The sequence below is a fragment of the Tardibacter chloracetimidivorans genome, from assembly GCF_001890385.1.
Classification (GTDB): Bacteria; Pseudomonadota; Alphaproteobacteria; order Sphingomonadales; family Sphingomonadaceae; genus Tardibacter; species Tardibacter chloracetimidivorans.
This window is the reverse complement of the sequence record NZ_CP018225.1, coordinates 58,394-72,214: the sequence shown is the minus strand read 5'-3', so window position 1 is coordinate 72,214 and position 13,821 is coordinate 58,394. Positions and strand designations below refer to the sequence as shown.

Here is a 13,821-nt window from a genome sequence, read left to right as displayed (position 1 = left end):
CCCTGCAGCTTTCAATCTGCGCCGATGTGGGCGGCGTCGTTACGCAAGCCGCAAGGAACATTATTGGCGCTGCTGCGACGAAAATACATGTCTTCATGGTGCTCCCTTCCTGATAACGGTTACTGCTCCCGCAGCGATTTTTCCTTGATTGCTTCGTCGCGGCGCGAACTACGTTTCGCCGCGAGATAGACGAGAATGGGACAGTCGGACGCCGGAACTTCGCCAGGGCACTCCTCAGCGAGCTCGCGAAGGATATCCCGAATATGCGAGAGTCGTCTGACGCGGCTTTCCGCTTCGCTGATCTTGGCAAGCGTAATCTCAAGGACGGCTGCCGCGGTTGCGGTATCCGAAGCCTGGAGTGTGAGGAGCTGCCGCGACTGCTCCAGCGTGAAGCCGAGTTCCTGAGCAGAGCGGATGAAGTTGAGCCGATCCAGGTCGGCATCCCCGTAAAGGCGGTAGCCAGCGGCAGTCCGATCCGGCGCAGGGAGCAGTCCGCTCCGTTCATAATATCGGATCGTATCACGTCCCACGCCCGCCGCCGCGGCGAGCTCGCCAATCTTAAAGGTGCCCATGACATCCGCTCGATCTTGCAGGTTGGACCGTGGTCCAGGGTCAAGAAGAATTGCGGCCCTTTTTCTTCCCGGTTGCAGAGCAATCGCTGCTCCGCGGCGACTACGTACCTGCCCCGATGGTGGAACACCTGCCAGGGACAGGCCGCAGTGCGAGAAGGCAAGGACTCGTTAGTCCCTACGAAGCTCAACGATGTCATGCTTCGCGGGTTTGCCGTCGGCCACGCTGACATGGGCAAAGTGATCGTCGTAGATATGATCGACCCTCACATGACCCACGAATTGCCGGCGGAACGCGGGTCCCGTCCCCTTGTAAGAGCCGCCCGGTACGGGGACGTTCCGATACACGTCGAGAACCTGACCGACTTCCGCACCATCGGCTTTACCGATGCATACAACCGGGCCACCTTCATCAATACCCACGATCGAACCGCGCATGAACCATGTGTGGCCAATTCCTTGCGCGCCCGCCGGGACTGCCGATAGCAGAGCCAACCCCGCTGCTGCTGCAAGCATCACTGCTTTCATATCGAACTCCTGTCTTAGCTTGGCCCAGTCGGCCCGAAGCTGCGATTTTGGCCATGTTGAAGAACAAAGATTGAACATGGCGATCTACCAGGCTCGCTCTTGTCCTCCAATCTCGTAAACATCGGTCTCGATCGAGCACCTGTAGCTCTCTGCGATGTTGAACATCTCTGTCTGGAGAGATGCGATCTCATCATCGAGGCTGACGCCATCGGCACCCTGATCATAGGCGACGGTCAGCGTGTAATCGCAGTTCCCGGTCTTTTGCATCTGGTAATCCCGCTCCAGCATCGCCTCAATGCGCTCGCGAGCGGGCTTTCTGCCACGACCATGCTTGTTGAAGTTCTCGATGGTCAGATGCAGGGCGATGGTGACAGAAGGCGGCTTTTCCGGCAGCCCGATCCTTGAAGGAATGACGTCAAGCGCCCGATAGACGGTCATTCTTGAGATCTTGAGGTCGCGCGCGACGCTGGCCTTGCTCGCGCCGGCGGTGATCCGGCGTCGGATTTCATCGTCATCGATGTTTTTCTTCCGGCCTTTGTAGACGCCTTCGGCGCGCGCCGCCTCGATCCCGGCGCGCTGCCGGTCCTTGATGAACGTCAGTTCCATGTCCGCGACCATGCCCAGAATGGTGATCACCATCCGCCCCATGCTTCCGGCCGTCGTCACCTCCGGCTCAAGCACCCGCAATGAGGCTCCCTTCTGGTCGAGTTCATGAACCAGATTGAGAACATCGCGTGTGGAGCGACCGAGCCGATCGAGACGCAGGACGACGAGTTCGTCATCGGCGCGCAGGAACTGCATGATCGTCTCAAGCTCCGTGCGTCCAGTGCGCGATGCGCCCGAGCCTGTTTCGGAGCGGAGGATTTCACAGCCCGCTGCCTTCAACCGGGCAACCTGGATGTCGAGATCCTGGTCGATGGTGCTGACGCGGGCGTAGCCGACGCGGGTCATGGGCAAATCCGTCACATTAGGGTGGCTTTGCCCTCGTACAGTAACATTGGTGACGGAACCACCCTTTTGTGACATGTCGTATATGTCACTTCCGATCGTCACGTTCGGGTGCACCCAAATGGTGCGAGCGGAAAGGCCCCGGTCAGGCAGCAAGCCGCCCAAAATCGATCCGGCTATTCAGATCGAGGTCGAAGCGGCCATAAGGATTGACGTGGCTGTAAATCAGCGGTGTGAGGCCGCGATAATCATCCGGCGTCATCCGGCCCGTCCATTTCGGTTCCACCAGCACGCTCTGAAGCATTCGGGTGTTCACATAGACAAGCGACGCTTGCAGCAAATGTAGCGCCAGGACCGAGAGCTGCTGCTCATCGATGCGGTTAGTGGCGATCTCGCCGCCCTTGCCGAAGAAAACGAACCCATTGGCACTGTTCCAGTTTTCAACGACATTCAGGCCTTCATGAATTTCGCGGCGGAAGGACTCCTCGCGCAGATACCGGCACAGGAAGATCGTCTTGACCGCGCGGCCCAGCTCACTCAACGCCTTGTAGGTCGGGTGCATCACCTCGGAGCGGCTAAACCGGCGCAGGATCGCCTCCGGGTCGGCGGTTTTTGTCTGCATCGCGGCTGCATATTTGACCATCTCGTCATATTGCTGCTCGATCTCATCCCAGTTGATCGGACTGGAGAGGATCGGCTGCAAGTGGGGAAGCCGCGTTCGCATGCCGACATCGGGAAGAGCCAGCTTCTGGCGAGCGATCGCTTTCAGGCGGGGTGCAAGCTCAAATCCGAGAAGCCGGCAAAATGCAAAGCCAACCGCGCTTTGGCCATGACTATCAACATATTGTCGCTGGATTTCCATGTCGGTGCAATGGCGCAGCACGCCCTCGATCATGGAGGCGACCTCGGAGGAAGAGCAGCGCTTGAGCTGGGAATAGACGCATGTCGCGCGTCGTTCGACATGCCAGTAGATCATGACGCCCCGTCCACCATAACGCGCATGCCATTCCGTCATCAGGTTGCGATCCCAGGCTCCGAACTTTGTGGAATCTGACGCACAGGCCGTGCCGGCGTCCCCCCAGACTGCAGCATTGCGGATTGCCAGGGTCGCATTCGCAACCCTGGCACACGCCTCCTTGAGCGCCGCGGCATGAACGAAGCGGCGATGGACATGCAGCAGCTCTTCATAGCTGACATCGGGGGTGGCGCCGGCGATCCGCTTGAGCCCGGCATTCGTTCCCAGGCCGTAGAGGCATAGCAGGAGACGTTGATCCAGCGCGGTTTTCGGCAGTGCAACACGCGAGGCCGATGTTTCGAACGCTTCGAGAAGTCCCGTATCAAGGGCAGCCTCCTTCAGTACGTCGAGCAGCCCGGTCATCGGCCAGCGTTGGCCGATCTCGGTCTTGATCGAGGCGAGACCCCTGGGTTCGGGCAAGGGTTTGAACGGGGTGAGAGATATACGGTTCTCGCCGCGCCACAGCAGCCGAACCTTGTCGTTCCGGGGAATATTGGCATTGAGGAGCAACAGTTCCTGAGCAAGCTCTTCCCGGATGGCGCTTGAAAATGCACGCGCATCCGCCGTCAGGTTCAATCCTGTGTAATATGCTTCTCGCCGCGCATCGAAGTCCTTGGGAAGATCGTCATCGGGATTGCGGTATCGGTCCGCCCCGACAACCCAGATTTCCTTAGAACGGATGCGATCGCGCAGTTGCGCGAGGACACAAAGCTCATAACTGATCCGGTTTACGCGCCCCTCTTCATCAATGACGGAACTGCGCCATCTCGCCGGAATGACCTCGTCGACCGGCACTGCGTGCGGCGGCACGTAGCGGCATCCATCATCCACTTTGCTTCTGATCCAGTCCAGGGCCGCCAGCACCGGACGCCACACGGCGTTGTTCGACCGGAACTCCAGTGCCGAAAGCAGGCTTGGCAGCATACGGCGATAATGATTGGCCCATGACCTCCGCATCACCTTGTAGATCCGCCGATCCAAGGCGCCCTTTGCCTGGCTTTCCTTGATGATCGCCGCCAGTTTGTCCTTGCCGGCGATTGGGAAAATGACATCGCAGATGCGCCCGGATGGATCGTCGATCGAAGCGCTGGCAATCTCGACCAGGAGTCGCTCCTTGCCATAGACCCGCTCGATGTCTTTCGCGATATCGCCCACCACCTTGCGTTTCGAGCGCGATCCGATCTTATGGACCGTCTCGATCAGCAGGTCGACCATCGCATCCGTAAGCTGAGCTTCCCGCGCCATCAGATAAACGGCATAGAGCCCGAGCTGGCGCGCCGGTACATGCCGGCGCATCTCCGAGGCTTTCTCGCCGGCAACCCGGCGAACGATCTGATCGACCCATGCCTTGCCCGTGACCGATAGGAAATCTCGGGGAAGAGCAAGCCGTTGGATAAAGGCGAGTTTGGCGGTCACGCCAAGAATGTTTTCGAGCGTCGCCTGACCTGCATCCCCCTTCATCGTGTTGAAGCCGGTCGGGCCATCGGGATCGGCGAGCGAGGCTTCCAGCAAGGCGACCGCATCCGGCGCAAGCCGATCGCGGACTCGGGCCAACAGGGCCTCCAGATAGAGGTGTCGTTGCGAACGGACGAGGCGTTCCAGCTCCTTGCGCGACGGCCCATAGATACGGCGGTCGCGGCACCACAGGAAAACATGCTCGAGCATGGCATTGATCGGCTGCCCGCCCGCACAAAGATCGTCGGAAATCCACCTCGACAACGCCCTGCGATCCGTCTGCGTCATACGGCGGAACCCGAGATGCCGCAAAATCTCCGCGCAATGCCGGCGGGCGGTGCGCCCGGAAAAATCATAGTGGTTCACGGATTTGGCATCGAGACCAAGTTGCTCCGCCAGATACAAGACACCGTCGGAGGGTATCGACGCATGATCCGGCACAAAGAAGCCATGCCCGGCGAAAAATCTAAGCTGAACCGCCAATCCCAGTCGTGCCGTCTCCGCTTTGCCGGTCACGAACGCGATGTCCGAAAAACTCAGGCTCCAGGAGCCGATCAGATCCCCACTCGAAACGCCAAGGCTCATAACGCCGCTCCCTTATCGGAGCGGAACGTCGTTCCTCGCATGGGCGATCGTCAACAACAACCAGCCCGTTCCCGACGTGTTCTCCAAGATGACCAAAATCGCAGCTTCGGGCCGACTGGGCCCAATACGCCCTGGCTCGCCACCTTCGCCTTTGGCGGATTGTTGATCGCCTTCGCCGACGTTGTGCTGCTGTTTCTGCGCTGGCCTCGCGACGGCGGGAAAATCGGTGGCTATCGATGCGTGGATCGACAGAGTGGTTCGGGCGCCGGACGTTCGCACATCCATGACACACATTCGGTGCCCGATACCAGATGAGGTCATCAGCCGATCGACCTACTTCTTGTTCTTCCTCATCATCTTCCGGCAGTCGGCATGCTGACGATTCATCGGAGTCTGAGCAATCGTGCCCTTTTCCTCCGCGTGGCTGTGCAGTTGGTTGGTCCCCATGGACTTCTCCATCGCATCGCAATGTTCGGACTTGTCGTGCTTGGCATGCTTGGCCGTCTCGGCCGCAACGTGTGCCTGGGCGACCGGATTCGTATTCGTGCGAACCTGCGCGTTCGCGGTCGAACCGATTGAGAGCAAGCTCATGGCCACAATCGAGAGAAACTTCGTCATACTCGACTCCTTGGAAGAATGTTGAATATTGCCGCTCGATTCTCGAGGGGAAGATCTGGTCTTCGTCGTCAGGACTATGGTCCTTGGTCCAAGCTCGATATACGTAGTGTGCGCAGCCATTAGGCTCGTCGGCGCGGATCTCTCTACACCTGAATCGGAGCTCGGCGAATTCCACAATGAGGTCAGGGGTTCGCGACCTCATATACCAGAAACACGTCCTCGACGTCGGCCGCGCAAACCAAACGGTCGCCCTGACATTAGAAAAAGGCCGTCAATGTGCGACCGGCGAAATTTTGGAGCAGATGTGAGGGCTCCGTCTTCCTGGTGCGTATACCCAGGAGATGTGTACGAGCATGGCAATCACGCGCAGGGACCGGGCTGAGGTTTGGAGGACGGTGACTTGAGAAAGCAATCGATCGCGGCGCTCACTGCAATGTTCATCGCGAACGCAGCGACCGCTGCGGCGCCCATTCTGGTGCACCGTGACCCCGGATGCGGATGCTGCCAGAAATGGACTGAGCAGGTCCGCGCGCAGTTCCGGCGCCCTGTAACCATCGTGGATGATCGCTCACGCGCAGCCTTCCAGCGCGCGCGGGGCGTCCCGCAACAGCTGTCCTCCTGCCACACCGCGGTGATCGATGGTCTGGTCTTCGAGGGCCATGTGCCGATCGCCGACATGAAGCGGCTCCTGGCGCAGCGTCCCCGCGGCGTAAGTGGCCTTGCGGTTTCAGGGATGCCGATCGGCTCGCCCGGCATGGAAGTGACTGGTCAGCGGGCGCAGCCTTATGTCGTGGTTGCGTTCGGACCTTCGGGCCAACGCGTATTCGCTCGCCATTAACGCTAATCTTCATTTGGTTCCCTAAGGGGCTTTTGCTAGAAACAATCTTCGTGAAACGCTTTTTCGCCTCGCTGCTCCTTGTCGGAGCACTGTTGGGTCTCTTCGGAGGCCAGATGGCGGCTGCGCGAAGCGTTCCGATGGCGATGAGCGCGCCCAAGGCGATGGCGATGGATTCGGACTGCATGGCCATGATGGCCAAGCAGCAGCCCGCGCCCGAGAAAAAGCCGTGCAAGGGCCTTACACTCGACTGCATTGCCGCCATGGGGTGCGTTGTTCCATTGGCCGCCGCTGATCTTGCGGGCGATATTGCCACGCCGCGTATTCATGGCGCCCTCGGCTTCTGGCCGACCAACGCCGTCCTGGCCGGGAAGTCCTTCGGTCCTGATCCGGATCCTCCCACGAACCTTGGCTGATTGAACCATTGCTTACGCGCGCTTTCCCGCGCGGCGCCGTGACCTCTTTCAATTCAGACAAGGATATTCGTGATGAACAAGAAGATGATTCTGGCTGCTATGGCGGCCGCCCTGAGCGTCGCCGCCCCTGCTTGGGCGGATGCCTCGCATAGCTCGACCCAAGGCCATTATGAATGGCGATCGGTGCCGCAATACGGCCCGCGTGCGACCGGCCCGGTCCGGCAGCGCGTCTGGGTCGCGGATCATGCCCAGATGGCGAACTGCGACTGCGACATGATGAAGATGAGCGCGGATGAATGCATGGGCATGATGCATCACGGCCGCGACAAGCCTACAGCCGGCTAAGCTCGGGTCCCGGCCGTCAGATCAGAAAAGCAGGGCCAGGCGCGCGGCGCCGGCGCGGGACATCAAGCCCCCGCGTCGGCGCCGTGTTGGCAGCCTTGTGATCCGCGCCGGGAACCCCCGAACGGGAGATGTTCATGCGCACCCTTTTCCTCGCCGTGCCGCTATTGGCGCTACCGACTCCAGCCCTCGCCGGGCCGCTCCGCTTCGAGGAGGCGCTTGCGCGAGCGGAGGCGCAAGCTCCGTCGCTCCGTGCCAAGGGGTTGGAGGTCGATGCGCGCCGCTCCGCACTGCCGGCGGCAGGGCAGCTCCCCGATCCCAAGCTCGGGCTCGGTATCGACAATTTCCCCGTATCGGGCCCGCCAGCTGGGAGCTTCGTCGAAGACAGCATGACGATGGCGCGAGTGGGTATCTCTCAGGATGTTCCCAACGCCGCCAAGCGCCATGCTCGGACGAGCCGGGCGCGAACCGATGTCGAAGCTGCCGAGGCGACACTTTTGTCCGAACGCCGCCGCGTCGAGGTCGCAACCGCGCTGGCATGGATCGATCTCGCCTATGCGGAACGGCGTCTTGCCGCTCTCGACGGCATACTTTCCAAGCTCGCCCCCCTTCCCTCCGCGGCAAAGAGCGGCGTCGCCTCCGGCACCGCGCGCCCCGCACAGACGCTGCAGGTGCGGCAAGCACTCGCGGTGCTGGAAGACCGCCGGAGCGAGCTCGCCGCCGCAGTGGCGCGCCAACGCGCGATCCTCTCGCGCTGGACCGGCGAGCCCGCGCCTGAGGTGGTCGGTAATATCCCTGCGCTTACTATCGACGCCGCAGCCCTGCGCGCCGCCATAACCACCCACCCCGATCTCGGCGCCGCCGGTGCCCGGGTCGCCCAGGCCGAGGCGGACGTCGGGATCGCCCGGGCCGACAAGCGCCCCGACTGGGGCTTCGACGTCGCCTATCAGCGCCGGGCGGATCGCTATGGTGACATGGTTTCGGCCGGCGTCACTGTCAGCCTGCCGCTTTTTGCCAAACGGCGGCAGGACCCGATGATCGCCGCCAGCGCGGCGACCGCCGCTGCGGCGCTTGCCGAGCAGGAAGACATGCGCCGGTCCCTTCTCGCCGATCTCGAAGCCGGCCTTGCCGACCATGCCATGCACCATGAGCAGTGGATGCGCGCCCGCGACACGCTGCTGCCGCTCGCGCGTAGCCGCGCGAACCTCGAGACCGCGAGCTATGCCGCCGGACGCGCCGGGCTGCTCGACGTGATCGAGGCCCAGACCATGCTCGCCGACAGCGAGCTGCAATTGCTCGACAGGGAGGCCGAATTCGCGCGCGATGCCGTGCGGCTCGTCCTCACCTTTGGGGGGAACAGCCAATGAAATTCGACATGACCTCGCGCGCGCAGCTTGGCACGGCGGCCGCGGCGCTCGCACTGGCGGCGGGAGCCCTCGGCTATGGCCTGGCGACTTGGCGCCATGAAGATCCACCGGCCGCAACGGCGCAGGGCGGGCGCAAGATCCTCTACTGGTACGACCCGATGGTCCCGAGCCAGCATTTCGACAAGCCGGGCAAGTCGCCGTTCATGGATATGGAGCTTGTACCCAAATATGCCGACGAGGCAGCGAGTGGCGAGACCGGCGTGGCGATCGATCCGGCGCGCACCCAATCGCTTGGCCTGCGCATCGCGGAAGCGCGGACCGGGACACTGGGATCGAGCCTCACGGCGACCGGTACGATCGAGTTCAACGAGCGCGACGTCGCCATCGTCCAGGCGCGAACCGGTGGCTTCGTCCAACGGGTCTACGCGCGCGCGCCCGGCGATGTGATCGGGGCAGGCGCACCGCTCGCCGATATCCTGGTGCCGGAATGGGCGGGCGCGCAGGCGGAATATCTGGCCGTGCGAAGGATCGGCGATGCAGGCCTCGCTCACGCGGCCCGTCAGCGCCTCCTGCTGCTCGGCATGCCTGCGGGTACGGTCGCAGCAGTCGAGCGGAGCGGGCGACCGCATAATGTGGTGACGATCTCGGCGCCAACCGGCGGCACCATCAAGACGCTCGGCGTCCGGGCCGGGATGACGGTCGCGAGCGGCCAGACACTCGCAGAGGTGAACGGGCTGGGTACGGTGTGGCTGAATGCCGCAGTGCCGGAGGCGATGGCCGGGAGGCTCCGGCCGGGGCAGAGCGCGACCGCGACCCTCGCCGCCTATCCCGGCGAACGCTTCATGGGCCGGATTGCCGCGATTCTCCCAAGCGTCGCCGCCGAAAGCCGGACGCTCACCGTGCGGATCGAACTTCCCAATCGAGCCGGGCGCCTGCGCCCCGGCATGTTCGCCTCGGTCGATCTCGGCCGCGCTGCCCGCTCGGCGCTGCTCGTGCCCTCGGAAGCCATCATCCGCACCGGCAAGCGCGCGCTCGTCATGCTGGCGCTGCCGCAAGGGCGCTACCGCCCTGCCGAGGTGCAGACCGGTGCAGAAGCAGGAGGCCAGACCGAAATCCTTGCCGGCCTTGCCGAGGGGGAGAAGATTGTCGCTTCCGGCCAGTTCCTGATCGATTCCGAGGCCAACCTCTCCGGCATCGAAGCGCGCCCGATCAGTGGGCCAGCCGCCACGCCGCGAGCAGAAGCACCTTCGACCGGCGCCTATCGTACGAACGGGCGGATCGAGAGCATATCAGGCGATCGGATCACCCTCAGCCACGCGGCCGTCCCCGCGCTCAAATGGCCCGCCATGACGATGACGTTCAAGCTGGGGAGCCCGGCGCTCGCGCGGGGGTTCAAAAAGGGCGACCGCGTCGTCTTCGGCTTCGACCAAGCGGCGGAAGGCCCTGTCGTTCGCACGCTGAGCCGCGAGGCTGCGCGATGATCGGCCGTCTCATCGACTGGTCGGCGAACAACCGCCTGTTCGTGGTGCTCGGAGCGCTGGCGCTTGTCCTCGGCGGACTGCTTGCGCTGCGCAGCACGCCGATCGACGCCCTGCCCGACCTCAGCGACACCCAGGTCATCATCCGCACGAGCTATCCGGGCCAGGCTCCGCAGGTCGTCGAAAACCAGATCACCTACCCGCTCGCGACGACGATGCTGTCGGTGCCGGGCGCGAATACCGTGCGCGGCTATTCCTTCTTCGGGGACAGCTTCGTCTATGTGATCTTCGCCGATGGGACCGACCTTTATTGGGCGCGCTCGCGCGTCCTTGAATATCTCAACCAGGTGCAAGGGCGATTGCCGGAGACGGCGAGAAGCGCGATCGGTCCCGACGCGACCGGCGTGGGCTGGGTCTATCAATATGCGCTGGTCGATCGCACCGGCGGACACGACCTCGCCCAGCTCCGATCATTGCAGGACTGGTTCCTGCGCTATGAGCTCAAGAGCCTGCCGGGAGTGGCCGAAGTTGCCAGCATCGGCGGCATGGTCAAGCAGTATCAGGTCGTGCTCGATCCGGTGAAGCTCGCCGGATACGGCATCACGCACGCGCAGGCCGTCGAGGCGATCGGGCAGGCCAACCAGGAAACCGGCGGCTCGGTCCTCGAACTCGGCGAGGCCGAATATATGGTGCGCGCTTCGGGCTATCTGCAGTCGCTCGACGACTTCCGCGCCATACCGCTGCGCACCGCGGCAGGCGGCGTGCCGGTCACGCTCGGCGACGTCGCGACCATCCAGCTTGGCCCCGAAATGCGCCGCGGCATCGCCGAACTCGACGGCGACGGCGAAGTGGCTGGCGGCGTCGTCATTCTGCGCTCGGGATCGGATGCCCGCGCGACCATCCAGGCGGTGCGCGACAAGCTCGAGATTCTCAAGAAGAGTTTGCCCCGCGGGGTCGCGATCGTACCCACCTATGATCGTTCGCAGCTCATCGACGCATCGATCGAGAACCTCACGCACAAGCTCGCCGAAGAGTTTGTCGTCGTGGCGATCGTCTGCGCCCTGTTCCTCTGGCATGTGCGCTCGGCCCTAGTCGCCATCGTCACGCTGCCGCTCGGCGTCCTGGCGGCCTTCATCGTGATGCACTTCCAGGGCGTCAACGCCAACATCATGTCACTGGGCGGCATTGCGATCGCGATCGGCGCCATGGTCGATGCCGCGATCGTGATGATAGAGAATGCCCACAAACGGATCGAGCAGTGGGAGCATGATCATCCGGGCGAAGAGCTGGCTGGGGCGGCGCGCTGGACCGTCATCACCGACGCAGCGCGCGAGGTGGGTCCCGCGCTCTTCTTCTCGCTCCTCATCATTACGCTCTCTTTCGTCCCGGTCTTCACGCTTGAGGCCCAGGAGGGTCGCCTTTTCGCGCCGCTCGCCTTCACCAAGACCTACACTATGGCGGCGGCGGCAATCCTCTCGGTGACGCTCGTGCCGGTGCTGATGGGCTGGCTCATCCGGGGCAAGATCCCCTCCGAACAGGCCAATCCCGTCAACCGCGCGCTGACGAGGGCCTATCGCCCCGCCATCGACTGGGTGCTGAAACGGCCCAAGGCGACCCTCGTCATCGCCGGGCTCATCTTCCTGACGACCGCATGGCCGCTGTCGCGGCTCGGCGGCGAGTTCCTGCCTGCCATGAACGAGGGCGATCTTCTCTACATGCCCTCCGCTTTGCCCGGCCTGTCGGCCGCCAAGGCATCGGAGCTCCTCCAGCAGACGGACCGCATGATCAAGTCGGTGCCCGAGGTGCAGAGCGTGTTCGGAAAGGCCGGACGCGCGGAAAGCGCGACCGACCCTGCCCCGCTCGAAATGTTCGAGACGACGATCCGCTTTAAGCCGCGTGACCAATGGCGGCCGGGCATGACCCCCGACAAACTGATCGAGGAGCTCGACCGCACCGTGAAAGTGCCGGGGCTCGCCAATATCTGGGTGCCGCCCATCCGCAACCGGATCGACATGCTGGCGACCGGCATCAAGAGCCCGATCGGGGTCAAGGTGTCCGGTTCGGACCTCGCCGCCATCGACCATGTCGCGCGCGAGGTGGAACGGGTCGCGAAAGGCGTGCCCGGCGTCAGCTCCGCGCTCGCCGAGCGGCTGACCGGCGGGCGCTACATCGATGTCCGGATCGACCGGATGGCTGCCGCGCGCTACGGGCTCAATATCGCCGACGTCCAGGCGATCGTCGCCGGCGCGATCGGCGGCGAGAATGTCGGTCAGACCGTCGAGGGGCTGGCGCGCTATCCGATCAATGTCCGCTATCCGCGCGAGCTACGCGACAGCCCGGACGCACTGCGTGCCCTTCCGGTGCTCACGCCGTCGGGTCAACAGATCACGCTCGGCAGCGTCGCCCAGATCGCGATCAGCGACGGACCGCCGATGCTGAAGACTGAGAACGGCCGCCCATCGACCTGGGTCTATGTCGACGTTCGAGGACGCGATCTCGCCTCGGTCGTCGAGGATCTGCAGAATGCGGTGGCACGCGAGGTCAAGCTCTCGCCCGGCGTCAGCCTCGCCTATTCGGGCCAGTTCGAATATCTCGCCCGCGCCATCGACCGGCTCAAGATCGTCGTACCAGCAACGCTCGCGATCATCTTCCTCCTGCTTTACCTCATCTTCCGGCGGCTCGACGAGGCGGTGCTCATCATGGGCACGCTGCCCTTCGCGCTCACCGGCGGTTTCTGGATCCTCTACCTGCTCGGCTACCACCAGTCGGTCGCGACCGGCGTCGGCTTCATCGCGCTTGCCGGCGTCGCCGCCGAGTTCGGCGTTGTGATGCTGATCTACCTGAAGGATGCCCTCCAGGCGCGGGGCGAGCAGCCCTCGCGGGAGGATATTGCCGAGGCGGTCCGCGAAGGCGCGCTGCTCAGGGTCCGGCCCAAGGCGATGACGGTCGCCGTCATCATTGCTGGCCTCCTTCCGATCCTGGTCGGATCTGGCGCGGGCTCGGAAGTCATGAGCCGTATCGCGGCGCCCATGGTCGGCGGGATGCTGACCGCACCGCTCCTCTCCATGTTCGTCATCCCCGCCGCCTATCTGCTTCTGAGGCGGGGATCCCTTCACACCAAACCATGAAGCACCACGAAAGGAGACTATGATGAAATTGCATGCACTGACCGTTCTCGGCCTCACCGCCGCGCTCGCCGCCTGCGGCTCCAAGACCGAGTCCAACGAGACGGCCGCCACGAACACGGCGTCGCCTGCGGCTACGGAAACCAATGCGATGGCGGACGACATGGGCAAAATGGAGATGTCGCCTACCGCCAAGATGGCCAAGGGCACCGGCAAGGTGACAGCCGTCGACAAGAGCGCCGGGACCATCACGCTCGACCATGGCCCGATCACCGAGGCGAACTGGCCGGCGATGACGATGGCGTTCAAGGCAGCGCCAACCCTGATCGACAGCGTGAAGGTGGGCGATCAGGTGAATTTCGAGCTGAAGCTCGACGGCAATGCCGGCGAAGTGACGGCCATCGAGAAAAAGTAGACCGTCGCTGAACTTTCGGGAGGCACCGAGGAGCACCTCCCGAAGAGTTCCGGCAAGTTGGAACAGGCAATGTTCGCCGATCCATGATCGACGGCGAGGGCAAGTTAGCCCCTCGCCATCACTTC

13 protein-coding genes are annotated in these 13,821 nt (G+C 63.2%); 8 read left to right on the top strand and 5 right to left on the bottom strand.

Annotated features, from left to right (window positions below; genetic code table 11):
- Positions 1–119: 119 nt before the first annotated feature.
- The 4 genes from BSL82_RS19195 to BSL82_RS19180 form a co-directional block, all read right to left on the bottom strand.
- Positions 120–572 carry a heavy metal-responsive transcriptional regulator gene (locus BSL82_RS19195; protein ID WP_022684266.1) on the bottom strand — a complete coding sequence of 151 codons (453 nt, stop codon included), beginning with the start codon at positions 570–572 and terminating at the stop codon, positions 120–122.
- A 168-nt stretch (positions 573–740) separates the two neighbouring features.
- On the bottom strand, positions 741–1,097 hold the full coding sequence (locus BSL82_RS19190; RefSeq protein WP_022684267.1) for a hypothetical protein: 357 nt from the start codon (positions 1,095–1,097) through the stop codon (positions 741–743).
- Positions 1,098–1,181: 84 nt separating this feature from the next.
- Positions 1,182–2,048, bottom strand: a complete 867-nt coding sequence (locus BSL82_RS19185; protein WP_006961816.1) for a recombinase family protein — start codon at positions 2,046–2,048, stop codon at positions 1,182–1,184.
- A gap of 142 nt (positions 2,049–2,190) precedes the next feature.
- The gene (locus tag BSL82_RS19180) at positions 2,191–5,100 is read right to left on the bottom strand and encodes a Tn3 family transposase (protein ID WP_006961814.1); all 2,910 of its coding nucleotides are present in this window, start codon (positions 5,098–5,100) and stop codon (positions 2,191–2,193) included.
- A 39-nt stretch (positions 5,101–5,139) separates the two neighbouring features.
- Between BSL82_RS19180 and BSL82_RS21290 the strand changes: the two genes are divergently transcribed.
- Positions 5,140–5,415, top strand: a complete 276-nt coding sequence (locus tag BSL82_RS21290; protein ID WP_158011147.1) for a hypothetical protein — start codon at positions 5,140–5,142, stop codon at positions 5,413–5,415.
- An 18-nt stretch (positions 5,416–5,433) separates the two neighbouring features.
- Here BSL82_RS21290 and BSL82_RS19170 read toward each other — a convergent pair whose 3' ends face one another.
- On the bottom strand, positions 5,434–5,718 hold the full coding sequence (locus BSL82_RS19170) for a hypothetical protein (protein WP_044663285.1): 285 nt from the start codon (positions 5,716–5,718) through the stop codon (positions 5,434–5,436).
- Positions 5,719–6,118: 400 nt separating this feature from the next.
- Here BSL82_RS19170 and BSL82_RS19165 point away from each other — a divergent pair, with 400 nt between their 5' ends.
- The 7 genes from BSL82_RS19165 to BSL82_RS19135 all read left to right on the top strand — a co-directional run bounded on the left by BSL82_RS19165 (position 6,119) and on the right by BSL82_RS19135 (position 13,696).
- Positions 6,119–6,556 carry a DUF411 domain-containing protein gene (locus BSL82_RS19165; protein ID WP_028056249.1) on the top strand — a complete coding sequence of 146 codons (438 nt, stop codon included), beginning with the start codon at positions 6,119–6,121 and terminating at the stop codon, positions 6,554–6,556.
- Positions 6,557–6,606: 50 nt separating this feature from the next.
- Positions 6,607–6,969, top strand: coding sequence for a hypothetical protein (locus BSL82_RS19160; RefSeq protein WP_028056250.1), 363 nt, complete (start codon positions 6,607–6,609; stop codon positions 6,967–6,969).
- A gap of 72 nt (positions 6,970–7,041) precedes the next feature.
- The gene (locus tag BSL82_RS19155; protein WP_022684328.1) at positions 7,042–7,314 is read left to right on the top strand and encodes a hypothetical protein; all 273 of its coding nucleotides are present in this window, start codon (positions 7,042–7,044) and stop codon (positions 7,312–7,314) included.
- 134 nt (positions 7,315–7,448) lie between these two features.
- Positions 7,449–8,678, top strand: coding sequence for a TolC family protein (locus BSL82_RS19150; protein ID WP_066968785.1), 1,230 nt, complete (start codon positions 7,449–7,451; stop codon positions 8,676–8,678).
- The gene (locus tag BSL82_RS19145) at positions 8,675–10,159 is read left to right on the top strand and encodes an efflux RND transporter periplasmic adaptor subunit (RefSeq protein ID WP_066968757.1); all 1,485 of its coding nucleotides are present in this window, start codon (positions 8,675–8,677) and stop codon (positions 10,157–10,159) included. Before BSL82_RS19150 ends, BSL82_RS19145 begins: the two co-directional genes overlap by 4 nt.
- Entirely contained in the window at positions 10,156–13,284 is a 3,129-nt protein-coding gene (locus BSL82_RS19140) for an efflux RND transporter permease subunit (protein WP_066968758.1), read from the top strand. Before BSL82_RS19145 ends, BSL82_RS19140 begins: the two co-directional genes overlap by 4 nt.
- A 22-nt stretch (positions 13,285–13,306) precedes the next feature.
- Positions 13,307–13,696, top strand: coding sequence for a copper-binding protein (locus BSL82_RS19135; RefSeq protein ID WP_066665038.1), 390 nt, complete (start codon positions 13,307–13,309; stop codon positions 13,694–13,696).
- Positions 13,697–13,821: the final 125 nt, after the last annotated feature.

Coding starts and splice junctions, on each gene's coding strand:
- BSL82_RS19195 (WP_022684266.1), bottom strand. CDS start 572: ATGGGCACCTTTAAGATTGGCGAGCTCGCCGCGGCGGCGGGCGTGGGA.
- BSL82_RS19180 (WP_006961814.1), bottom strand. CDS start 5,100: ATGAGCCTTGGCGTTTCGAGTGGGGATCTGATCGGCTCCTGGAGCCTG.
- BSL82_RS19170 (WP_044663285.1), bottom strand. CDS start 5,718: ATGACGAAGTTTCTCTCGATTGTGGCCATGAGCTTGCTCTCAATCGGT.
- BSL82_RS19135 (WP_066665038.1), top strand. CDS start 13,307: ATGAAATTGCATGCACTGACCGTTCTCGGCCTCACCGCCGCGCTCGCC.
- BSL82_RS19140 (WP_066968758.1), top strand. CDS start 10,156: ATGATCGGCCGTCTCATCGACTGGTCGGCGAACAACCGCCTGTTCGTG.
- BSL82_RS19190 (WP_022684267.1), bottom strand. CDS start 1,097: ATGAAAGCAGTGATGCTTGCAGCAGCAGCGGGGTTGGCTCTGCTATCG.
- BSL82_RS19150 (WP_066968785.1), top strand. CDS start 7,449: ATGCGCACCCTTTTCCTCGCCGTGCCGCTATTGGCGCTACCGACTCCA.
- BSL82_RS21290 (WP_158011147.1), top strand. CDS start 5,140: ATGGGCGATCGTCAACAACAACCAGCCCGTTCCCGACGTGTTCTCCAA.
- BSL82_RS19185 (WP_006961816.1), bottom strand. CDS start 2,048: ATGACCCGCGTCGGCTACGCCCGCGTCAGCACCATCGACCAGGATCTC.
- BSL82_RS19145 (WP_066968757.1), top strand. CDS start 8,675: ATGAAATTCGACATGACCTCGCGCGCGCAGCTTGGCACGGCGGCCGCG.
- BSL82_RS19155 (WP_022684328.1), top strand. CDS start 7,042: ATGAACAAGAAGATGATTCTGGCTGCTATGGCGGCCGCCCTGAGCGTC.